The organism is Bradyrhizobium zhanjiangense (assembly GCF_004114935.1).
GTDB classification, from domain to species: domain Bacteria; phylum Pseudomonadota; class Alphaproteobacteria; order Rhizobiales; family Xanthobacteraceae; genus Bradyrhizobium; species Bradyrhizobium zhanjiangense.
Window position 1 is genome coordinate 2,092,267 of sequence record NZ_CP022221.1, and the last position, 22,508, is coordinate 2,114,774.

General features: G+C 58.6%; 18 protein-coding genes. 14 read left to right on the forward strand and 4 right to left on the reverse strand.

From position 1 onward, the window contains the following. Positions 1–316: 316 nt before the first annotated feature. Positions 317–1,144: an Effector protein NopP gene (locus XH85_RS10035; protein ID WP_128931765.1), complete on the forward strand. Its 828-nt coding sequence runs from the start codon at positions 317–319 to the stop codon at positions 1,142–1,144. A 919-nt stretch (positions 1,145–2,063) separates the two neighbouring features. Here XH85_RS10035 and XH85_RS10040 read toward each other — a convergent pair. From XH85_RS10040 to dctA, 4 genes are all read right to left on the reverse strand, one after another. Continuing rightward, positions 2,064–2,489 carry a response regulator transcription factor gene (locus XH85_RS10040; protein WP_128931766.1) on the reverse strand — a complete coding sequence of 142 codons (426 nt, stop codon included), beginning with the start codon at positions 2,487–2,489 and terminating at the stop codon, positions 2,064–2,066. A 46-nt stretch (positions 2,490–2,535) separates the two neighbouring features. Next, positions 2,536–3,219: a response regulator transcription factor gene (locus XH85_RS10045; RefSeq protein ID WP_128931767.1), complete on the reverse strand. Its 684-nt coding sequence runs from the start codon at positions 3,217–3,219 to the stop codon at positions 2,536–2,538. Then, positions 3,216–5,888 (reverse strand): PAS domain S-box protein, encoded by a 2,673-nt coding sequence (locus XH85_RS10050; protein WP_128931768.1) that lies wholly within the window; start codon positions 5,886–5,888, stop codon positions 3,216–3,218. Before XH85_RS10050 ends, XH85_RS10045 begins: the two co-directional genes overlap by 4 nt. 538 nt (positions 5,889–6,426) lie before the next feature. Then, positions 6,427–7,734: a C4-dicarboxylate transporter DctA gene (gene dctA, locus XH85_RS10055; protein ID WP_128931769.1), complete on the reverse strand. Its 1,308-nt coding sequence runs from the start codon at positions 7,732–7,734 to the stop codon at positions 6,427–6,429. 1,155 nt (positions 7,735–8,889) lie between these two features. Between dctA and XH85_RS10060 the strand changes: the two genes are divergently transcribed. The 13 genes from XH85_RS10060 to hypF all read left to right on the forward strand — a co-directional run bounded on the left by XH85_RS10060 (position 8,890) and on the right by hypF (position 22,472). Next, positions 8,890–9,579, forward strand: coding sequence for a molybdate ABC transporter permease subunit (locus XH85_RS10060; RefSeq protein WP_164934980.1), 690 nt, complete (start codon positions 8,890–8,892; stop codon positions 9,577–9,579). A gap of 77 nt (positions 9,580–9,656) precedes the next feature. Further along, positions 9,657–10,919 carry a serine hydrolase domain-containing protein gene (locus XH85_RS10065; RefSeq protein ID WP_128931770.1) on the forward strand — a complete coding sequence of 421 codons (1,263 nt, stop codon included), beginning with the start codon at positions 9,657–9,659 and terminating at the stop codon, positions 10,917–10,919. Between the two features lie 831 nt (positions 10,920–11,750). Then, a complete protein-coding gene (locus XH85_RS10070) occupies positions 11,751–12,845 on the forward strand; it encodes a hydrogenase small subunit (protein ID WP_128931771.1) in 1,095 nt (364 codons plus the stop codon). A gap of 13 nt (positions 12,846–12,858) precedes the next feature. Next, positions 12,859–14,649, forward strand: a complete 1,791-nt coding sequence (locus XH85_RS10075; protein WP_128931772.1) for a nickel-dependent hydrogenase large subunit — start codon at positions 12,859–12,861, stop codon at positions 14,647–14,649. Between the two features lie 4 nt (positions 14,650–14,653). Continuing rightward, complete coding sequence (gene cybH / locus XH85_RS10080; protein ID WP_164940725.1) at positions 14,654–15,349, forward strand: Ni/Fe-hydrogenase, b-type cytochrome subunit; 696 nt, start codon at positions 14,654–14,656, stop codon at positions 15,347–15,349. Positions 15,350–15,360: 11 nt separating this feature from the next. Next, positions 15,361–15,945 carry a HyaD/HybD family hydrogenase maturation endopeptidase gene (locus XH85_RS10085; protein ID WP_128931774.1) on the forward strand — a complete coding sequence of 195 codons (585 nt, stop codon included), beginning with the start codon at positions 15,361–15,363 and terminating at the stop codon, positions 15,943–15,945. 16 nt (positions 15,946–15,961) lie between these two features. Continuing rightward, the gene (locus tag XH85_RS10090) at positions 15,962–16,252 is read left to right on the forward strand and encodes a HypC/HybG/HupF family hydrogenase formation chaperone (protein ID WP_128931775.1); all 291 of its coding nucleotides are present in this window, start codon (positions 15,962–15,964) and stop codon (positions 16,250–16,252) included. A 191-nt stretch (positions 16,253–16,443) separates the two neighbouring features. Then, positions 16,444–16,884: a hypothetical protein gene (locus XH85_RS10095; RefSeq protein WP_128931776.1), complete on the forward strand. Its 441-nt coding sequence runs from the start codon at positions 16,444–16,446 to the stop codon at positions 16,882–16,884. Beyond that, complete coding sequence (locus XH85_RS10100; RefSeq protein WP_164940434.1) at positions 16,884–17,738, forward strand: hydrogenase expression/formation protein; 855 nt, start codon at positions 16,884–16,886, stop codon at positions 17,736–17,738. The genes XH85_RS10095 and XH85_RS10100 overlap by 1 nt, the downstream gene beginning before the upstream one ends. 100 nt (positions 17,739–17,838) lie before the next feature. Continuing rightward, complete coding sequence (locus XH85_RS44875) at positions 17,839–18,933, forward strand: hypothetical protein (RefSeq protein WP_164940726.1); 1,095 nt, start codon at positions 17,839–17,841, stop codon at positions 18,931–18,933. Beyond that, a complete protein-coding gene (gene hypA, locus XH85_RS10115) occupies positions 18,926–19,267 on the forward strand; it encodes a hydrogenase maturation nickel metallochaperone HypA (protein WP_128931777.1) in 342 nt (113 codons plus the stop codon). Before XH85_RS44875 ends, hypA begins: the two co-directional genes overlap by 8 nt. Continuing rightward, positions 19,267–20,220 (forward strand): hydrogenase nickel incorporation protein HypB, encoded by a 954-nt coding sequence (gene hypB / locus XH85_RS10120; protein WP_128931778.1) that lies wholly within the window; start codon positions 19,267–19,269, stop codon positions 20,218–20,220. The genes hypA and hypB overlap by 1 nt, the downstream gene beginning before the upstream one ends. Next, positions 20,217–22,472 (forward strand): carbamoyltransferase HypF, encoded by a 2,256-nt coding sequence (hypF, locus tag XH85_RS10125; RefSeq protein ID WP_128931779.1) that lies wholly within the window; start codon positions 20,217–20,219, stop codon positions 22,470–22,472. Before hypB ends, hypF begins: the two co-directional genes overlap by 4 nt. Positions 22,473–22,508: the final 36 nt, after the last annotated feature.

Here is a 22,508-nt window from a genome sequence, read left to right on the forward strand (position 1 = left end):
ATGAAAACCGAATATGAAGCGGCGCGGCGGAACTCCGAAAAGAGTACGATCCGATTGGCGTCAACAGGTCAATCAGCGATCGGCCTAATTCCCAATAAAGGAGCTTCCTCGGAGGTGTTCGCGGCCTCTCATCGAACCTGATGAATGCCAATGGCACGAGCGTGCCGCCGTGTCGTTCGAAAGGAAGCCCTATGATAAGCCAACGTGAGGGCGGCCACGTCAGGTTTTGGTAAGCCAGGCTCCCTATCAGCGCCGCTGGGCCTAACAAGCCTAAACTAGATGCGGAAATGTATGTCCGACGGGAGCACCAATCGCCATGTATAATCGGATCAATGGCTCGTCCTACTTCCAATCCTCTGACTTTGCCGAAACTGATGAGCAAATGGACGCAGACATCTTTGCGGATGCGTTCGCAAATATGCGCTTAGCCGAATCTGGTTCCAGTGGCAGTGCATCTTCGGCAACAAGACCGTATTCGCTCGCTTCAACCCCTCCCATAATAGAGTTCAAGGATCGTCAGTCATTCCGAAAAGCGGCGGAGGCCTATCATGGCGACGAAATCATGTACATCGCCGACAACCCCCAAGAGTACTCCGATTTCGTGTCCGGCAAGGCAAGGCGAACTGCGGAAGTTGCCAAAGACTACGGGCGAACCCGAGATTCCGAGAAGGCGCGATACTTCAGCTACCAATTGGGCAACAAGAGTGTCGGACTTCTAAGAACGGAAGGCGGCGACAGCATGACCGAGTTCGACGTCAAAAGGTTTAAGAAGCTATTTCCTGGACGCGACGGGACTACCTCTACTGTGGATCTTCAAGTCGTTCATCCGCTTGTCGAGAACGCTGGCGATATCCTGCTCGAGCACCAGCTTCGACTAGACGGAAAACAGCCGCTGCTCAATTTGCGTCCGGCTAATTCGGAAGCAAGAGCCCGTGCGGCAAAGATGGGATTCGTCGAGGTTGACGCCGACAACATGGTTCTTGACCCAGCGAAGTCAGACAAGTGGGTAAGGAATAGCGACGGCGAATGGCAGCGCAAAGGTACTGCTGCGCTGTATCTTTCCAAAGCTGACGACAGTGAAGGTAGTGATACCGAGATCTCAGCGAGCCCCTCAACATACGATTATGAGGATGATTTTATGTGACAATGGGATCACCGGTGATTTGGCCCGATGGAGTAGACCAATCTAGCCTGCTCCGGGCTCCTCTGTGTTTATCGCCTTTTCGGCTGAGAGTTCCTCTGAGTTGGCTCAGAATACTGTTCCCAGAGTGCTCCTTGGCTTAGCGGTTGCTGATTTGTTTGAGCCTTGGAAGTAGGGGCTCACTGCGCATGGCAATTGCGACAATGCTCGCTGCGGCGAGGACCTGCATGGGGTGCCGCCAAAGTGCGCCCGGCCGCCGAGGGCCGGGCGTGTTGTGCCGAGCCGTTGGACGGCTTGGAGCCAGAAGTCGTCTACAGATGACGCCTACGAAGTAGTAAGGGCGTGGGCGCCTGCCGTGAGTCGGTGGGCAAGGAAATGCACAGCGAAGCGGCGCCCGATGGGCAAGACGGCTGGCCTGCGTCAACGGACATAACGACGCCGAGAGCACGATCATCGTGCAGAGCACTTTCACCAGAAAAGCCTCAACAGAAGACACGAGGCGGTTGTCCTGGGCGAAGCTCCGTTATCATCGTCACTGCAGTCGGCTGCGAACAGCCAATCTCTTGCTTTGTCGATCGCTCTCGGCCAGCTCCGCTCTGCAATGGAATATATAGAAACGATCCAGACGAGTTAAGAAGGGGCTTAGGGTCGTCGATTGCTTTGAGTGAGCATTACGTCGAACGTCGATCTGCAGAATGAGTCGAGCTGGCGTGCCCTTCCAGCACTCGCAGCGATAAGCTTGTTCTGCACCAATGTAGCCGGCCGGCGATGGTCGCTAAAGTGTCGACAAGGCGACAATTGGCCTCTCGCTCGCTTGATTTTAGAGCAAGTAGCATCTTTGACTCGAAGAGGTTGATCGGCGGCGAGATCGACGCGTGGAGCGTTTAGATCGGACATCAACCCAAGCCGCAGGTTGATTGCATCAGATGTCGCGCCGGCCGTCATACGCGTTCAGTGCGGTGTCGAGGCATTCGATTAACGCTTGTCCTGCAAAGGGTTTGGCGAGGAAGCCAATCGCGCCGGCGCCCAGCGCTGACGCGCGCACGCGGTCGTTGGGGAAAGCAGTAATGAATATGAATGGTGCGTCGTAACCACGTGTCCGCATCTCTGCCAACAGATCCAGGCCGCTCATAGCCGACATCTGCACATCGGTAATGACACAGGATGTCTCGTCCAATTGCGGGGACCTCAGGAGTTCCTCGGCCGACGCAAATATTTGGGCGATGTAGCCACGCGATTTCAAAAGATTCTCTGTCGCCGCACGGACTGAGGCGTCGTCGTCAACGACGGAAATCAAAGGCGTGGACAAGACGAGCCCTCCTGGCGCGGGGATAGCGGCTGCAAGCATTAGCCACCTTCGGCGAAAAGTGGGCTCGACTGATGAAATTGTAAAATCATACTTGGGTTTGTTCAGGACGATTAGCGCGAATTCCCAGCGTCTCAGTCATTCTGATCAAGTCGGCCAGCGACCGGGCACGCATCTTTTTCATGACGTGTCCCCGGTAGATCTTGACCGTAATCTCGGCGAGCCCAAGCTCGGCGGCTACCTGCTTGTTCATCAGGCCGGCAGCGACCAGTTTCATCACCGCCTGCTCGCGCGGGCTTAAGGTCTCAAATAGAGACTGGAGGTTCGCGACGGTTTGCTGAGCCTCCCGTCTTTTGCGATCGCGTTCGGTCGCCGCAACCACGGCATCAAGCAGTTCCTGGTCGCGAAACGGTTTGCTGAGAAAATCGACCGCTCCTTCCTTCATGGCCCTAACGCTCATGGGAATGTCGCCATGGCCGGTAATGAAAATGATCGGAATATGTATGTTTAACCTCGCCAGCTCGCTCTGGTATTCAAGGCCGCTCAAGCCTGGCAGCCGGACATCAAGAACGAGACAGCTAACAACGTTCGGAATTGTGCTCTGCAGCATTTCGCGGGCCGATCCGAATGCAACGACGTCCAACCCTACCGATCGAAAAAGGTTCGTAAGCGAGCGGCGCATGGAGATGTCATCCTCGACGACGAAGACTATCGCCTTTGTCGAGGCCTCGGCATCGCCGCTGTCACCTGGCGAGTCAAATCGTCCTGTCACGAGACGGCTTCCTTATGCTGCGGCAAGGCAAACTGGAAGGTCGCGCCCGGTCCATCTTTGTGGACGATTGACAGCCGCCCTCCGTGAGCTTCCACGATCGATCGGCAGATCGAAAGACCCATTCCAAGGCCACTCGCCTTGGTGGTGAAGAAGGGATCTAAGACGCGGTCCGCGTCGTCCTCGGCGACCCCGATGCCGCAATCGGTCACGGCAAGCTGCACGTGCCCCAGATCGTCCTTTGATGATTGAATCAGCAGCTCGCGCGTCCGGTCTGTAACTGCTTCCATGGCTTCGATTCCGTTCATGACCAGATTGATGATCACCTGTTGTAGCTGAATCCGGTCGCCGAGGATCGTAGGCAGCGCGGCCGTCAACTCGGTTCGTAACGACACTCGGTGGCTCACCAGCTCTCGTGTTACCAGCGCAATGACGTCCTTAACGACCTCATTAATATCGAGCGCCACCATCTCAATCTCGCCTTTCTTCGCGAGAGCGCGAACACGACGGATCACCTCGCTTGCCCGGATTGCGTCTTCGATGATCCACTCCACCGAAGAGCGCGCGGCAGAAAGATTAGGAGCTTCGCGACCCATCCAACCGAGGCACGCATCGGCGTTGCTGATAATAGCGGCCAGTGGCTGGTTTATTTCGTGGGCGATGGTCGTTGTCAGCTCTCCTAAGGTCGTTACACGCGTCACATGCGCAAGCTCCGCCTGCGCCTTTCGTAGTTCTTGTTCGGCTTGATCGGCGCGAATGGTAGCGGTGATGTCAGTGCTGACGCCACGGTAGCCGAGAAAATTGCCCTTTCCATCGAAAAAAGGCTTGCCACTCGTGCGGACGTAGATCGGAGATCCTATCCGATTCACGGTGCGGTAGACCAGATCCCGAAACGGGAGATGGGCCTCCAACATCGCCCGATGCTGCCGCCACTTCTCGGGTTCCTCTTCGACGTCGCGGGCAATGTCCCAGCGAGGCAGACCCATCAATCGTTTCGCCAAAATTCCCGCAGTGCTGGTGTGCTCGGATAAGTGAGTGACCTGATGATCTGGCCCGGTCTCCCAGAGCCAGTCGGAAGCTGTTTCGGCGTAGTCGCGAAAGCGCTGCTCGCTTTCGCGCAGCGCGGCAAGTGTGTTCTCCAGGCGTTCCCTAGCTGCGTGTTGTTCGGTGACATCCATATGTGTTCCGATCAGCTCGCTGACGTTACCATCGCTGCCGACCACCACGTGCGCAACGGAGTGTATGCGCCTTATCCCGCCATCTGGTAGAAGGATACGGAAATCATATTCGAACCGCCCCTCCTTGTGTTCAATCGCCTGGCGCTGCACCTCCTGTAGCCGCGGCAAGTCGTCCGGATGGATGCGCGATCGAATCGTCTCTATCGATACCGACTCTTGTGGACTAAAGCCAAACAGACGATCGACCTCGGCGGAGCGATACACGAAATCTAGACCGTAGACGTCCCAGGACCAACTGCCCGTGTGACTGAGATGCTGGGCTTCGGCCAGATAGGCCTCGCTCCGGCGCAGCTGCTGTTCTGCTCGCCTCGCCGCCGTGATATCCGTAGCTGCCCCAACAAACTCGATCTCACCAGAGGCAGTTCTCGTAACTCGTGCCCGCGCATGGATGTGCTTCACCGAGCCGTCCGGTAGCAGCAGCCGGTATTCGTGCTCGAAATCTCTCAGGTCTCGCATCGCTCGATCGATAGTTTCTTTAACCGAAACCCTATCATCTGGATGAGTGCGCTCAATGACGAGCTGCGGCGCCGGGGCAGTCTCAGGATCTAATTGGAAAATCCGAAATGTTTCCTTTGACCAAAAGGCCTCGCCGGAAGTGGCGTTCCAGCTGAAGCTGCCCGTATGACTCAACTCCTGCGCCTGGGCCAAATGTGCTTCGCTCCTCTGCAGGGCAAGTTCGGTCCGCTTTCGCTCCGTGATATCTTCGCAGGCTATAAGGACGATGGGCTGGTTATCGGCCCAGAGCATGGCTTTGGCGTTTTCACGTACCCACAATACCGAGCCGTCCTTCCTGACTTTCTGGACGTCCCACGTGCGCGATTGTCCGATATCCTCAAGGCACCTTCGAATGCATTTGCGAACGAATCCGCGATCCTCTTCAAGAAATACGCGCAGCACGGATTGGCCGGTCAGTTCAGCACGAGCATAACCGAGTTGTGTCGCGCCGAACGTATTGACGTTGAGGACAGTGCCGGCTTCATCGACCATGAAGTACATGGCCGGATTGTGCTCGAAGATGGCGCGCCAGCGTTTTTCGCGATCCTCTAAATCCGCCGCACTCTGCTGAAGCTTGCCCGCAGCCACACGCGCAGCCTCTCTTTCCTGGCGGAGTTTTCCGATCAGGTGCGTTCCCACAATCGAGACAATAAAAAATGCAACAACCACCGGAAGATCTTGGGGGTCTTCGATTCGCAGAGTGAACGCCGGCGGCGCAAAGTAGTAAGCGAGAGCAGCGATGGCCAGGATGCAAAGCGCGGATGACGCGATGAAGCTGCCCATCAACGAAAACAGCAAGACCACTAACAAATAGGCGAACGCCGTCGCGGCGAAATGCGCGTGAAGGTACAAGCAAGACAGTGTTACCACCGCCAGCGTTATGGAGCCGAAGGTAAACTGAGGGGCTGAGCGCTTTAAGCTGCTGATCTGGCTACGCATTTTGATACCGTCCGGCCTGTTCTCCGGCGGGAGAGCTATAACATTTTAGGCAAAAATGGGGCAATACTCGGCACGCGCACCCGCTGTGAGCGGTTCCGAGATCGATTGCTTGCTGAACTGAGCACGCGCGAAGAAAAAACGCATCACAGACATACGTATAGTTGTCCTAAACCTTTCAATATGGCGCGCTGACACGCCTAGAATGGAAGCTGAGATGTCTGCTTTCCTCCGCTGCCGATAACCTTCGGGCAGGTGCTTGAGGCTGCAGCCGAGGACAACCCCCTCACGCCAGCCGGACGAGGACAGCGGCTGCAGTTCGGTCAAGACGTTGAACCGAAACAATCAGACGCGCCTCGTGGCAGCTTTTCAGGGCGGCTGCCGGGACGCGACGCGGAGCAAGGGCTGCGCACTGGAGATCGCGCTAGAAAGTTCCGGCTCGTGTCAAGTCGGAGTGTCGATTCGAACTACGAGAAATGTGGCTGCGCTTGCATTCAACCCGTCTTCGAATGGCGGTGGTTATGACCCGGGAGCTATCTCATCATGCGTCGATGGTGGTGGAAACGTTGGGCTGGTTGAGCCGAGCCTGCAGCGTCGCGTGCTCGAGCTCGTCCTCCCACCAGGATATGAACACGGCGGCGATGCCATTGCCGGTGATGTTAGTAAGGGCGCGCACCTCGCTCATGAACTTATCGATTGAAAACACGATTGCCATGCCCGGCACCAGCGCTGGGTTGACCACCGACAACGTCGCAGCGAGCGTGATGAAGCCCGCGCCGGTGACGCCGCTTGCTCCCTTCGACGTTAGCATTGCAACGAGCAGGATCGTGAGCTGCTGGCCAAAGGTGAGCTCGACCCCGAGTGCCTGGGCAATGAACAATGTCGCAAGCGTCATATAGATATTGGTGCCGTCGAGGTTGAAGGAGTAGCCAGTCGGCACCACCAGGCCGACCACGGGCTTGGAGCAGCCCAGCCGTTCGAGCTTCTCCATTAATTGCGGCAGCGCGCTTTCAGAGGACGAAGTGCCGAGCACGATCAGAATCTCGTCCTTGATATAGACAATGAACTTGAAGATTGAAAAGCCGACGAGGCGCGCGATCAAACCGAGCACCACCACGACAAATAGCGCCGCAGTCGCGTAAAACAGCGCGATCAGACCGATCAAATTGCCGAGTGCTGCCGGCCCGAACTTGCCGACGGTGAAGGCCATGGCGCCGAAGGCGCCGATCGGAGCCGCTTTCATGATGATAGCGATTACGCCGAACACCGCGTGCGCGACGTCGTCGATCATGCCGCGCAGCCGCTCCCCACGCTTTCCCAGCGCCATCAACGAAAAGCCGAATAGAATCGCGAACAAGAGAACCTGCAGAACATCGCCGCGAGCGAAGGCGCCTACCACGGTCTCGGGAATGATGTTGAGAAAGAAATCGACGGTCTTCGAGGCTTCCGCCTGCTTCACGTAATTGGCGACCGCCGCAGCATCCGGCTTGACCGCAAGGCCATGGCCGATTTGGACCAGATTGCCCATAACAAGGCCCAACAGCAATGCAAAGCTGGAGACGATCTCGAAATAGACCAGCGCCTTGACGCCGACGCGCCCGACTTTCTTCGCATCCTGAATATGCGCAATACCGGATGTGACGGTGCAGAAAATAATCGGCGCGATCACCATCTTGATGAGTTTGATAAATCCGTCACCGAGCGCCTTGACCCAGTCGTTGGTCGCGACGGACGGCCATAGGCAGCCGACCATGGCGCCAATCATGATCGCAATCAGCACCTGCACGTAGAGAATCTTATACCAAGTTTGCGACGCGCGCGCGGGTGCCGCAGTTGACATGGTGGTCATGACGCTTCCTTCCCGAATATCCTCGAATGTGAGCCGCCGCGTCTTTGAGAGGCGACAGCGTCATACGAGACTCATTTTTAGCCGTGTGCGATTGAAGACGGTTCCGAGAGTCGGCGCGTCGTTCCAAAGGCAGGCGAGTTGCGTTTATCCTTTCTCTTAAGCAAGATCTGCACCAGATGCCCAAAGTGCGCCGACTAAGCAGTGGCGGACAAACCGTCTGTCTCCGGCGGCATCGGTTTGAGTGCTCTGACCGCGTTCGCAAGGTCGAACAAAAAGTTCCAGCGTGACTCGTAACTTGATAAGGCTGGGCGCATTAGCGGAGTCACGTCTCCGCCGCGAAGCCCTAGCGTGATCGATATGCGCCGACTGCTGAGATGGATGCAACAGTATGTGACATCGGTAAAATTCATAGTTTGGATTGTAGGCATCCACGCGATGGAAGCCTGGTTTAGGAACTCGATTGCGCGGAAGAATCTTTGATCGATGCACTGCGTTGTCGCTAATGGCAAAGCTCGTTCGCGCACGGGGCATTGTCTCCAAGCCTGTGCTAGCGATGCGCATTAAGCAGGCGGCCTTCGCTCTCGGCTCCTCGTGCCTTTTGCCGCGCCGCAGAAGCAGCGTTACGATGATTTCTCAGCTAGATCGTTCCCGTTACTGCCGAACGGCAGTCTTGCTGAGATCCGTTCCATTGCCAGCGCGGCGTGTGCGGCGGTTGAGCCATCGACGAATCAAACAGGCCTCTATGAGGGCGTCAAAGTCTACCCCTTCGTTGCGCGGCGTGTCGCTGTCTGCTCGGGAACAAAAATGCCTGAAATCTGACAGAGCGTTAGGTTCACGCCACAGTGATGTCGGCGTCTATGCGAATTTCGCACGTTGAGCATAGAGCGCGCGGCAGTTCGCACGCGGCACAGGAATTGCTGATGACGAACGAGGAGCTTCCGCCGTCAGATGGATGGAAGTGACCCAGTCGCAGGAGTTGCTGATGAGTATTGCGATGCTGCTGTTGCTCGCAGAAACGACGCGCGTGAATGTGGCGGCCGCCACGAAGTGCCGCGCGACTAAAGGGCGATCTGCGCCACATCCCTGGATGAGCCGGACGTGCAGGCGATCACTGTGCCGACACGGCGACCTGCTTGGATTGTTGGGCTGACCCACATGGATGTCTTTTCGGCAGAGATTTCGCAATCGGTTGCGCTCACGATTGAGCTCGCCAGCGTGACGACCGTGATCCTTCTCCTGATTGGTGTGCCCCTCGCTGGGTGGCTGGCGCGCTCGAGGACTCTTTTGAGCGAGGCGGTGGCGACGATGATCGCCCTGCCGCTAGTGCTGCCGCCGACGGCTCTCGGTTTTTGCGTACTCGTGTTGCTCGGCCCAAACGGACCGGGTGGCATTCTCGCCTCTTTGTGGGGCGAGCGCACGCTCGCTTTTACCTTCGCGGGAATCGTGATCGGATCGGTCCTCTCGGCGCTGCCGTTGGTGGTGCAGCCGATCCGTAACGCCTTTGTTGCGATAGGCGATCGCCCGTTGAAGACTACGGGGCCCGTTTCGTCGTTGTATGCCTTCATTACCATCAGCGGGCCGCTGGCGCGACTGGAGTTTGTTAAAGCCGCCGTGGTCGGCTTCTCTCATACGATCGGCACATTCGGCGTCGTGATGATGATCGGCGGCAACATTCCTGGGCGCACCAAAGTGTTGTCAGCCTACGTCGTAGACTACGTCCAAGCATCGCGCTGGCGCGAGGCGAGTGTGGTTGCCGGCGGTATGGTGATGTTCGCCTTTGCGGCTATCTTCACCTTAGCCCACATCGAGAGACACTGTGCCAAAAGAGGCATTGAACCGTCTTAGGCTTGCCGGCCGGACATATCCGTCACGACCAAGGAGCATTATTGCAAGCCGGATCTATCCATCCTTGCGAGGCTACAATGAATAAGCTTGTTATGGCCGCGGCGGCTGCTGGAATCGGCTTCAATTCAGTGCACTCCGCGCCTCTGCCTGAAGCGACGGCCGATGATGTTGGCGTTTCTCAGCAGCGCCTCGCCAAGCTAGACGAGTTCTTCGCTCGCGAGATCGCGAGTAAACGCGTGCCGGGCGCGGTAGTTGCAATCGCCAGAGACGGCAAGCTGATCCACTACAAGGCGTACGGGCAACTCGATCCTGCGAAAGGAAAGTCGATGCCGCTCGATGCGATGTTCGCGCTTGCGTCTATGACCAAACCGATGGTGGCCGTTGCGGGGCTTATCCTCATGGAGCAAGGTCGCCTGCCTCTACAGGCGAGGCTTACGGATTACTACCCGGAATTCGCAAACATGAAGGTGGGAGTGCCACTGCCAGACGGCTCATTAGAATTTCAAACGCAGAGTTCTCCGATCTACATCCACGATCTATATCGCCACACATCTGGGCTGACCTATGGCGCGGCCCCCGACAGCTCAGACCAAGTGGCGCGCTTCTATCCCGATTTCGCCGCTCCGCCACTAAGGGGCGATAAGCAGGCGTTCATCGAAGCCATTACCAAGCTGCCGCTAGCGCACCAACCGGGGACAGAATTCGAATACGGCTTCTCGACCGATGTACTGGGAGATGTCGTGGAACAGGTCAGCGAACAACGATTGGGCGACTATCTTGCCAGCAACCTGTGGAAGCCGACCGGAATGCAGGATGTCACTTTCCATTTGTCGGAATCGCAACGCGAGCGCCTCGCGCATCCATTTCCAGACGACCCGCTGACAGGAAAGCCACAAGACATCGAGCTCCTCGAAATTCCGACGACGTTTGACTGCGGGGGAGCCTGCGCATTTGCGACAGTCGGTGACTACGTGCGCTTTGGACAAATGCTGCTCAACGGCGGGGAGCTCGATGGGCAGCGCATTCTCGGTCCGAAGACGGTGCGCCACATGATCTCCGACCACCTCGGGCCAGAGATCAAGAATAAGGTCGCCAATGTGGAGGCGCACCGTTCCGGCTTCGGCTTCGGGCTCGGAGTGGCTGTACGCATAAACGAGGATCTCTCGGCGGTTCCAGGCAATCCAGGTGAGTTCACCTGGACCGGCGCCTACGGCACACAATTTTTCTGCGACCCAAAGGAGCATCTCGTGGTGGTGGTCGGAACGGCAGCGCCCGGAGAAATCCGGAAGTATTACCGCGAACAGGTCCAGTATATCGTCTATGCTGCAATAATCCGATAATCTAATTCCCGTCGAAAGGCTCGATCAACCGTTTTGGGTTTTGGCAGACAGTGTTGCTACTACCCATCGAGGTCGACTGAAAGCCGGCGCCGTCACCTGCTATCCGCGTCGGCCGGATCGCGCCAGTGCTTCAATAACGAGATCGCCTCCGCTATCGCGAAGAAGCTCTTGCAAGCGGGTTGGTGTCGCGATGCGCCAAGACGAGCGCGCATTGCTATCGATCGGCTCGCGCGATCAACGCTCCTGTGATAGCTCTGAACCTCCAGGCTCTCGCCCAAGATACTGCAGCGATGCGGTGCGGCGAGCCGCTTTGAATCGAAGGCAGATCGGATCGATCAGACCTAAGAAGCGAACGCTGCGTGCGCATCGGGCTCACGTTGCGGCTTCTCTCGTCGCTCGACAGCCGCTTTGGGTACGGGCTGCTTGCGCGGTTGCGACTATGAGCGGCTTTAACGCCCCATTGGTCAGCAATCGGCAAGTCTGATTGAGACTGGGGGGCAGTGCGGTCCCCGTCAACTGCACCGATTCTATCAACAATCGGCGTGCCGCGTGAGTGTCGCGGTCGTGCAAGAGCGAGCATGACACGGTCACCTTGCAGTGGTGAACCATCGGGCTGCTCTGTTGAAGTGCTCACATCGACGTCCAAAACCGGACACTAATAGCATGACATATCAATGGCGCAGCTTGTGGCTTGCTGGCTGGTTTCGATTGTCCGCAAAGCCAGAAGCGGCGGCGTGCCATCTGTCAAGTGTTTCGGTCCGCTGGCTTGTTTCTTGCTCAACGTCCGTAATTCGTTACGGCCGACGACAACTCACATGGAAGGCTTAATGGGTGGCAACAGAAACGTTCTACAGCGTGATCAGACGTCAGGGTATCACGCGTCGTAGTTTCCACAAATTCTGCAGTTTGACTGCCGCGAGCTTGGGACTTAGTCCGCTCGCCGCAGTCAGTATTGCCAATGCCCTGGAGACCAAACCGCGTGTGCCCGTCATCTGGCTGCACGGGCTCGAGTGTACCTGCTGCTCGGAAAGCTTTATCCGCTCGGCCCATCCCTTGATCAAGGACGCGCTGCTGTCGATGATATCGCTCGACTATGACGATACAATCATGGCGGCGGCAGGACACCAGGCCGAAGCCATCCTGGAGGAAACTCGTGCCAAGTACAAAGGCAGGTATGTGCTCGCCGTCGAAGGCAATCCGCCGCTGAACGAGGGTGGCATGTTCTGCATTGACGGCGGCAAGCCGTTCGTTGAAAAGCTCAGGTCCATGGCGGAAGAGTCCATGGCGGTCATCGCTTGGGGCACGTGTGCGTCCTGGGGATGCGTGCAAGCGGCCAAGCCCAATCCGACTGGCGCGGCGCCGATCGATAAGGTGATCACCAACAGGCCGATCATCAAGGTGCCCGGATGCCCTCCTATCGCAGAGGTCATGAGTGGCCTCGTGACATTCATGACCACGTTCGGAAAGCTTCCGGAGCTCGATCGCCAAGGGCGTCCAAGTATGTTCTATTCCGAGCGGATTCACGACAAGTGCTATCGGCGTTCCCATTTCGACGCTGGCCAATTCGTCGAAGAGTGGGACGATAAGTACGCACGCAAGGGCTACTGCCTGTACAAGATGGGCTGCAAGGGGCCAACCACCTACAATGCCTGTTCTGCCATTCGGTGGAACGGCGGCGTTTCATTTCCGATTCAATCCGGCCACGGCTGCTTCGGCTGCTCCGAAGACGGCTTCTGGGATAAAGGGTCATTTTACGACCGCCTCACAACCATCAAGCAGTTCGGCATCGAGGCGAACGCCGACCAGATCGGCATGGCCGCTGCCGGCGTAGTTGGGCTAACCGTCGCTGCCCACGCGGCGGTCACCGCCGCGAAGCGGTTGACCCACAAGCGGGATCGCGCAGCCCACAAAAGCAAACCGAGTTGAGGAGGGGGCGACGGTGGCCGTCCAGACACCGAATGGGTTCAATCTCGATCGTTCCGGCAGGCGAATCGTCATCGATCCGCTGACGCGGATCGAAGGCCACCTGCGTGTCGAAGCCAATCTCGATTCAGACAATGTGATCCGCAATGCGGTCTCAAGCGGGACGATGTGGCGTGGCATCGAAGTTATCCTGCGCGGGCGCGATCCGCGCGACGCCTGGGCGTTCACCGAGCGGATTTGCGGGGTATGCACCGGTACCCATGCGCTCACCTCCGTGCGCGCGGTTGAAAATGCACTAGGAATTGCGATTCCGGAGAATGCCAATTCGATCCGCAACATCATGCAGTTGTGCCTGCTCGTGCATGATCACCTCGTACATTTCTATCACCTGCACGCGCTGGATTGGGTCGACGTGGTCTCCGCGCTCAAGGCCGATCCCAAGTCGACGTCCGCGCTCGCGCAGTCTATCTCGCCCTGGCCGCTGTCGTCCCCTGGCTATTTTAAGGATTTGCAGATCCGGCTCACCAAATTCTTCGGATCAGGGCAACTCGGTCCGTTCAAGAATGGCTATTGGGGGCATCCGGCCTACAAGCTGCCACCGGAAGCGAACCTGATGGCTGTAGCGCATTATCTGGAAGCGCTCGACTTCCAGAAGGAGATCGTCAAGATCCAAGCTATCTATGGTGGCAAGAACCCGCATCCGAACTGGCTGGTCGGCGGCGTGCCCTGCGCGATCAACATCGACGGAACTGGTGCGGTGGGTGCGATCAATATGGAGCGATTGAACATCGTGTCCTCGATCGTCGACCGTTCGATCGAGTTTGTCGAACAGGTCTACCTGCCCGACATTGCCGCGATCTGCTCGTTCTATAAGGACTGGCTCCATGGCGGCGGGCTTTCGAGCAAAAGCGTGATGTCCTATGGCGACATCCCCGAAAACGCAAATGACTGTTCCGCCAAAAGCCTCAAGCTGCCGCGCGGGGTCATTCTTGGTGGCAATCTCAAGGAGATACTGCCGATCGACCATGGTGATCCCGAGCAGATCCAGGAATTCGTCGCGCATTCATGGTATAAATACCCCAGCGATTGTTGTGGACTGCATCCCTGGGACGGTATCACCGAGCCGAGTTTTGAACTTGGGCCAAAACTCAAAGGCAGCAAGACAGATATCAAGGAACTCGACGAGGGCGGCAAGTATTCCTGGATCAAAGCGCCGCGCTGGCGCGGCCACGCCGTGGAGGTCGGGCCGTTAGCGCGATACATCATCGGTTATGCGCAAAACAAAACCGAGTTCAAGGAGCCCGCCGAGAGACTGCTCAAGGGGCTCAATCTTCCCCTGACTGCGTTGTTCTCAACGCTTGGCCGTACTGCGGCGCGGGCGCTCGAATGCCAGTGGGCGGCGCATCAGATGCGTTATTTCCAGGATAAGTTAGTAGTCCACATCAAGGCGGGCAATACGGCAACTGCCGATGTCAGCAGATGGAAGCCGGAGACCTGGCGCAAGGAGGCCAAGGGCTACGGGTTCACTGAGGCGCCGCGCGGTGCGCTTGGGCACTGGATCAAGATCAAGGACGCCAAGATCGACAATTATCAATGTGTTGTGCCGACGACGTGGAACGGATCTCCTCGCGATCCCAAGGGCAATATTGGCGCTTTTGAAGCCTCCCTGATCGGTACCCCGATGGCCGATCCGCAGCGGCCCCTGGAGATCTTGCGCACGATCCATTCCTTTGATCCGTGCTTGGCTTGCTCGACCCACGTGATGAGTCCTGAGGGCCACGAAATGGCTTCAGTCAATGTTCGTTAGGGGCATGCCGGACAGGGCTCGGAAGCTCCTTGCCGCCGTCGGTGCGGCACCGACTGAACGCAGCATCGGCGGTGGCATCGCCTGCGCGCCGGTGCGACTGTGGCATTGGGTCAATGCCGCGGCCATTCTGATTCTGAGTTCAACCGGCTATCTCATTGGAACCGGGACACCGGCGATGTCGGGAGAGGCAACCGGCAATTTCCTGTTCGGCTATATCCGCTTTGCTCATTTATCGGCGGGATATGTGCTCAGTATCGGCTTTCTTCTGCGGATCTACTGGGCTTTAAAGGGAAATGCGCATGCCATGCAGATCTTTTGGGTGCCGCTCTGGCGCAGGTGCTTTTGGCGCGAAGTGTACCACGAGATTCGCTCGTATGCGTTCCTTACAGTTGAGCCCGAGAGCCGCGTAGGGCGCAACCGTCTTGCTCAGCTCGCAATGTTCTTCATGTTTACGCAGACGATCACGTTCATGGTCGTCACAGGGTTTGCACTTTATGGGCAAGGTGCAGGTACTGACAGCTGGCAGTACAAGCTGTTCAGCTGGGTATTTTCAATTTGGCCGAACAGTCAGGACGTCCATACCTGGCATCATCTCGGCCTGTGGGTGATCGTGACCTTTGCGCTGGTCCACATCTACGCGGTGATCCGGGAAGACTCATGTCGCGCCGGAGCATCTAATGAGCGCGGGTTTCGCGATTGACTGGGAGGCGGATGCTGACTCCGGAGAACAAGAAGAGGATTCTGGTGCTTGGCATCGGCAATATCTTGTGGGCCGATGAGGGATTCGGCGTGCGGGTGGTCGAGGAGTTTCATCGCCGCTACGCCATCGATGACAACGTCACCGTCCTCGATGGCGGCACACAGGGCCTCTACCTCGTCAGTTTTCTTGAGCAGGCCGATTGCGTGATCGTGTTCGATGCCATCGACTATGGATTGCTGCCCGGGCAGTTGAAGCTTGTGCGAGATGACGAAGTGCCAAAATTTATCGCCGCCAAGAAGGTGAGCCTGCATCAGACCGGCTTTCAGGAGGTCTTGAGTGCGGCCGACCTGCTTGGCCGCCTCCCGCGAGAGCTCGCTCTTATCGGCTGTCAGCCGCTGGACCTGGAGCATTGGGGCGGTCCGCTGACGGCCCCGGTACGCTTTCAAATTGCGCCTGCGATTGAACTGGCTTGCAAACTCCTGGCGCAGTGGGACTCGCCGGCAAAACCGCGGACCGCGCCGCTGCCTGCATCAGAACGACTGTTAGCGAACAATATCGACCATGCAAATTATGAGATGAGGGCGCAGCCGATCTAGCGGCCCGCGACTGACCATGTGCCTTGGCTTGCCGATGACGATTCTCGAGACCGACAGCATTACGGCGCTGTGCGAGTATGGCGATGAACAGCGGCGCGTCTCAGTCATGCTGCTCTCCGACGCCTTGGTCGGCGCAAAGGTGCTCGTTCATATCGACACCGCGGTGCGGCTTTTGGACGAAAATGAAGCAAGGCTGATCTCGGAAGCACTTGACGGGCTTGAGGCCAGCCTCAACGGCCAGGACTGCGATCGCTTCTTTGCAGACTTGATTGGTCATGAGCCGCAATTGCCGGAGCACCTACGCTAGCGGTTCCGCTTGCGGATATTGCGCCGACTGCGCTTGCTCACACATCGGCTTCCAGTCGCACGTAACCTTTGCATGGAAAATGTCAGGCGCTTCGAGCCTTTGGTTCGAGCGGGAGTCGCGGCCAGACGATGATTGGCATGCGCCTTGCTAATAGCCTGTTAGCAGAATCGAACATTTTCAGAAGGCGTGTGATGAAGTTGCAGCCGGCGCAGCATGGTCTTGCACGGTCCGCTCCGTCCGAGGTGGGGGGCGTCAGCGTCGATGCGGGCATAGTCGCGCACCCTCCCGTCAGCGCGGCCCTGATGCCGCAGTCGGCGGCCAATCCCCTATATTTGCTCCGGATCATCAAGCCCGCGTTCTTCCGTCTTGAAATGGTCAACGCGTTTCGGCGGCGCATGCAAGGCGCAGTGCCTGCGGGCGGCGTTGGTGGCGAACTGGTCGGCCGGCTCGGCCTGCGCGGCCCGTCGAGCCCGAGCCTGCGCCGTCGGCACGATACACTCCGCGTGATCGGCAAGAGACCGGTCCGTTTGGTCACGATCGACCGCATCTCGGTACCGATCGGTCGGCCACACGCCGGCAGCACTTCTGTCAAGGGCATTGCCTCTGAAGACAGTCAACGGAACATCGCATGATGAAAACAGCGCTCCGCGTTGGATCGGACGGCGCCGAGCGGGTGGCTAGCAAGCTTGCCACGGGCTCTGGAAGTCTCGATGTATTCCATAGCGGGTCGACGAGTGCGCTCGCCAGCGGTTGGCGCGATGGCGACGAGCTTGCAAGGAACTACCCGAATGCCACCGCGCTGTTGTCGAATGCCGCTGCTGCCGTTGGCGGCCAGAGAAGCGGCGCTCGGACGCAACAGTACGGACTCGCGAATCTCAGCGATCCCGAGCGCAAGCTGATTGGCGAAGTGCTCGGAGAAGGTGAGGTTGCTGGCGTGGTTGCGCTGCCAGATGGCACTTTGGCGCAAATCCGGGAGTCCGTGCTTGCGGGAATCTGGCGAGTGCGCATCGGGCCCGATCCGGCGCACGAATATGTTGAGGTCGGGGCGATTCCGCAAATTGTCCGGAGCGCCGCAAGTGACCTGACGTCCGCCGATATCGTGATCGGCGCGGCGCCGGACGGCGCGATGAACGTGCAACCGTTGCTCGCGGAAATACGCGAGCGGTCGCGCGTCTGGCGGTTTGGCATGCGCGCGCATGTCATCAATCTCACGTTGCTGCCGATGAGCGTTATCGATCTGGCATACCTGCAGCACAGCGTGGGCAATGGCCCGGTCCAACTCATCTTCCGCGGTTACGGCACGTGCCGAGTGCACGCGACGGGGATCAGGAATGTCTGGTCGGTGCAGTTCTTCAATTCTACGGACAACATCATCCTTGATACGCTGGAGGTCGGCGGCGTGCCGATTGTTGCGTTGGCTGCCGACGAAGATTTCCAGGACTCTGCCGAACGCATGCAGGAAATTATTAAGGCGTACTTCACATGAAGAGCTTGGAGAACGTTCGGCGTCCGGTGGGATCCCGTAGACGGCGTGTGCGCAGCGACCGCCGGCATACCTTGCGCGGGATGTTTGAGGAGCGGTGCGCATGAGCCTCGCTGCCCGCAACAAGATCGATGTCACCGTATCGCTTGCTGCCAACGTAGTCGCCGCGGTCGAGATCCTGCCGCGAGTCCGGCCGCCGCTGGGGCAGCTGTTCGCTGGTAAACAAGCCTCCTCGCTGCTCAAGGTACTGCCGCGGCTCTTCGCGTTGTGTGCCGCTGCGCAGCAAACCGCGCTGCTGTCCGCGATCGAGACGGCGCGCGACGAAGTGATCACCCGCACAACAAAGCAGCATCGTATTGCGCTTATCGTTACCGAGCGGATCGCGGACTTGCTACGGGGCCTCTTTGTCGGACATCTTGCGCAAGACGTCGCCAGTGTGGCGGCAATCCGCTCCCTGATGCGGGAAATGTCAGCGCTAGTCGGCACCGCACAGCCACCCTGGGGCTCCGCTCAATGCGAAGCAGCAGCGCGGATTGTCGCTGCGCTGGCCGCGCTCGGCATACCGAATGAGGATGGTGCGCTGACGTCCGGTAGCCCATTGGCGCTTCGCATTGCAGCGCTTGATGAGATCGACCTGAAGTCAATTCCGGCGGAGCACTCGTTCCTGTCCGTTGCTGACGACCGCAACATCATTAAACGGCTGCTCGTGGATGACCCTACATTTTGCCATTGTCCCGACCTTGACGGACATGCGCCCGAGACGGGTCCATGGGCGCGCCAAATGGCGCGTGATCGTCTCTCGCCGAGCCCCTCCGGAGCGGCCGAGCGGCTGAGGGCCAGAATTGCTGAAATCTTCCGGCTATGCGCCTGGCTCAAGGCCGGTGCTCAGATTGACTCGGCGGAGCATGGGATTATCGAAAGATATAGGCTAGGGCCCGGCCGTGCAGCGGCCGCGGTCGAATGCGCCAGGGGGCGTCTCTACCAAGCGGTTGAGCTTGATGCTCAGGGCCGGATATCCCGCTTCGAATTCCTTGCGCCGACGGAGTGGAATTTCCACCGGCGCGGACCGCTTGTCCGCAGCCTGCAGGGCGCGGTGCTGACGGCTAGACGGCGTCGGGATGCAATCCATGCGGTGATTGCATCGCTCGATCCGTGCGTCGGGTTCACCCTCAATTTTCGCGAAATTGGCGATGCATGAAATGGCGATTTGTCTTGGCATCATTCAAATCATCGAGGAGGAGGCGCGTCACCGATCGTTTTCGCGGGTGCGGAGCGTCTGTCTAGAGATGGGAGCGCTTAGTCATGCCGCGCCTGAAGCGATCAGGTTCTGCTTTGCTGTCGTTGCAACGCGGACCGTTGCCGAGGGCGCGGTCCTTAATATCGTCGAACTGCCAGGCTTTGTCTGGTGCATGAGCTGTTCGAAGAGCGTCGAAATTGCACGGCGCGGTGAGTGCTGTCCTCGCTGCGGCAGCTATCAGTTGCAGGTAACCGCGGGCGAACAGATGCGCGTGAAAGAGTTGGAGATCGATTGATGTGTACCGTTTGCGGCTGCACCGACGGGACGCCGTCGACCGAACGCGCCACGCATGATGCGGAGAGCCACGCGCGTTACTATGCTGATATGCAGGACGATTTCGCTCGCCGTTACCATCCGCATGGCCACCAAGGCCTGCAGCGTTCATACCATGCTCGCGACAGTCATAATCACGATCATCGCTTTGCCCATCACCAGGCTCATGGCGGGCAGGCGCTTCTGAGCGGCGGCGCCGGGCCGGCTGGCTTGAAGGTCGCGGGCATGAGCAGAGAGCGGGTTATTCAGATCGAGCGCGACATTCTTGGCAAGAATAATGGGATCGCGGCGGACAATCGCGCGCTCTTCGTAGCCGATGACCTGCTTGTATTTAATCTTTTGTCCAGTCCTGGTGCAGGTAAAACGACGCTGCTTGTCCGCGCCGTGTCCGAGCTCAAGCGCAGCCGCCCGGTCGGGGTCATCGAAGGCGACCAGCAGACCTCGAACGATGCCGAACGCATTCGGGCCGCCGGCGTGCCATCCGTTCAAGTCAACACCGGCAAGAGTTGCCATCTCGATGCTGCAATGATTGGCGAGGCTTATCGGCGCTTGCCGCTACTCACTGGCGGTATTCTCTTCATCGAGAACGTCGGTAATCTGATCTGTCCCGCAGCCTTCGATCTAGGCGAGGCCTGCAAGATCGTAGTTTTGTCGATTACCGAAGGTGAAGACAAGCCGCTCAAATATCCTGATATGTTTGCCGCTTCTTCGCTCATGGTGATCAACAAGATTGATCTGGCCCCGCTGCTTGAGTTCGATTTGGGTAAGACGATCGAATACGCCAGACGCGTCAATCCAAAGATCGACGTGCTTGTAGTTTCGGCTCGCACCGGCGAGGGTTTTGGCGCGCTCTACGCCTGGATCGATAGACAGGCGAGGCATCAGAGGCACGTCGTAGAGGACACAAGGCGATGAACGCCGCAACCTCCTGCGACCGAACACGGCTACGCGTGCGCGTGAGTGGGGCCGTGCAAGGGGTCGGCTTTCGTCCTTACGTCTATGGACTCGCTATGCGGTACGGATTGGCGGGATTTGTCATCAATGGCCCCGAGGGCGTTACGATCGAGGTCGAGGGTCATCGGGCCTCGGAGTTTGTCGCCATGTTGCCGCTCGAGGCGCCGCCATTGGCACGCATCGACCACATTTGCGTTCGGGAGACTGCGGCGCTCGCTGCGAAAGACTTTTCGATCGGCACGAGCAAAGGCGGCAAATTGTCAACGCAGATCGTCGCTGATGCTGCGGCCTGCCAGCAATGTCTCAGTGAGCTGTTCGATCCAGAAAATCGGCATTACCTTTACCCCTTCATCAGTTGCTGCCATTGCGGCCCACGCTACACCATCGCCGAACGGCTTCCATACGATCGCCGCAACACCGTGATGAGGGTTTTTAGGCTGTGCGCCGCCTGCGCGGCTGAATATGGCGATCCGGCGAGCCGTAGGTTTCATGCGGAGGCGATCGCGTGTCCGAAATGCGGTCCTCGGCTCAGCCATGAGATCAGCGCCATTGTCGCGTCAATCGCTGGGGGACAAATCGTGGCGATAAAGGGGCTGGGCGGATACCAGCTGCTTTGCGATGCGCGCAACCAGGACGCGGTGCAGCGTTTGCGCAGGAGAAAGCAGCGCCTTCAGAAGCCGTTCGCGGTTATGGTCGATTCCATAGAGCGCGTCAGCGAGATCGCGGATGCGAGCGCGCCCGAGCTTGCGCTGCTCGAATGCGTAGCACGTCCCATCGTCCTTCTGCCTTCGCGAAACAATCTGGCGCCCGCCATAGCTCCTGGCTTGTCACGTGTGGGTGTCATGCTGCCTGTAGCGCCGTTGCATCACCTCATCTTTCATGCGCTTCGCTCGGCAGGAGCATGGGCGGGGGCCGGCTCGGTCATCGTGGCTACCAGTGCCAATCTTTGCGGCGAACCGCTTCTGATCGACAACGCGCAGGCGCTGCGGCGGCTCAAAGGGATCGCCGACCTTGTCGTGACCCATGACCGCGATATCCTGACGCGTGCTGATGACTCCGTGGTGTCGGTGGTGGCTGGCCGGCCACAGTTCATTCGTCGTGCCCGTGGCTATGTTCCCGAACCGATCAGGCTTGCGAAGTCTGTGCCCCCCGTGCTCGCCGTCGGCGGCGCGCTGAAATCGACCATCACCATCACGCGAGGCAACCAAGCGTTCGTCTCCCAGCATATTGGCGATCTGGATACGGCCGAAGGCATTCGTGCGTTCGAGGAGACGATCCGACACCTCACATCGAGCCTTGACGTGGAGCCTGTCGTCGTCGCCCATGATCTGCATCCCGATATGGCTTCTACCCGGTTTGCGGAAGCAAATGGCCGCGAGCTGGTGGCTGTCCAGCATCACCACGCACACGCTGCCGCAGTGATCGCCGAGCATGGTCATGCGGGACCTGCGCTTGCCCTGGTGCTCGATGGCCATGGCTTTGGTTCCGACGGCGGTAACTGGGGTGGCGAACTATTGTTGTGTGAAGGGCCGAGTTGCCGACGCATCGGGCACTTAGCGCCGCTGCAAATGCCTGGTGGAGATCGTGCAGCTCGCGAGCCGTGGCGCATGGCGAGCGCAGTACTACACGGGCTCGGCCGGGGTAATGAAATCGGGTCGCGCTTTGCGGCGCAACGGCAGGCTGGATGTGTCTCGGCCTTGCTCGATCAGCCGGGCGGACCCACCACGACCAGTGCGGGCCGGTTGTTCGACGCGGCAGCGGCGCTGCTGGGGATTGCGAGTTTGCAGAGCTATGAGGGCGAAGCGGCGATGAAGCTCGAGGCGCTGGTGCGGCGGACTGCGATTATCGAAGCCGGCTGGACGATCGATGGCTGCGTGCTGTCGCTTCGTCCGCTGTTTGCGCGGCTGATTGCAGATGACATTGACGCCGTGGGCGGAGCCCGGCTTTTTCATGGCACCTTTGCCGCCGCCTGCGTTGACTGGGTCGCGCGCTCCGCGCGGACAACCGGCGTTGATACTGTCGTTCTGAGCGGCGGCTGCTTCCTGAACGCGGTGCTGGCGGAGGAAATCCCGCGCGGTTGCAGCGCTGCCGGCCTTACCCCGCTCGTGCCACGGCGGGTGCCGCCCAATGATGGCGGTTTGAGCCTTGGCCAGGCCTGGATTGCCGCTCTGCAGATTGCTCAACAGTCGTCCGCCAGGGGAGGAACAGCCTGATATGTGTCTTTCAGTGCCGGCAAAGATTGAGAAAAT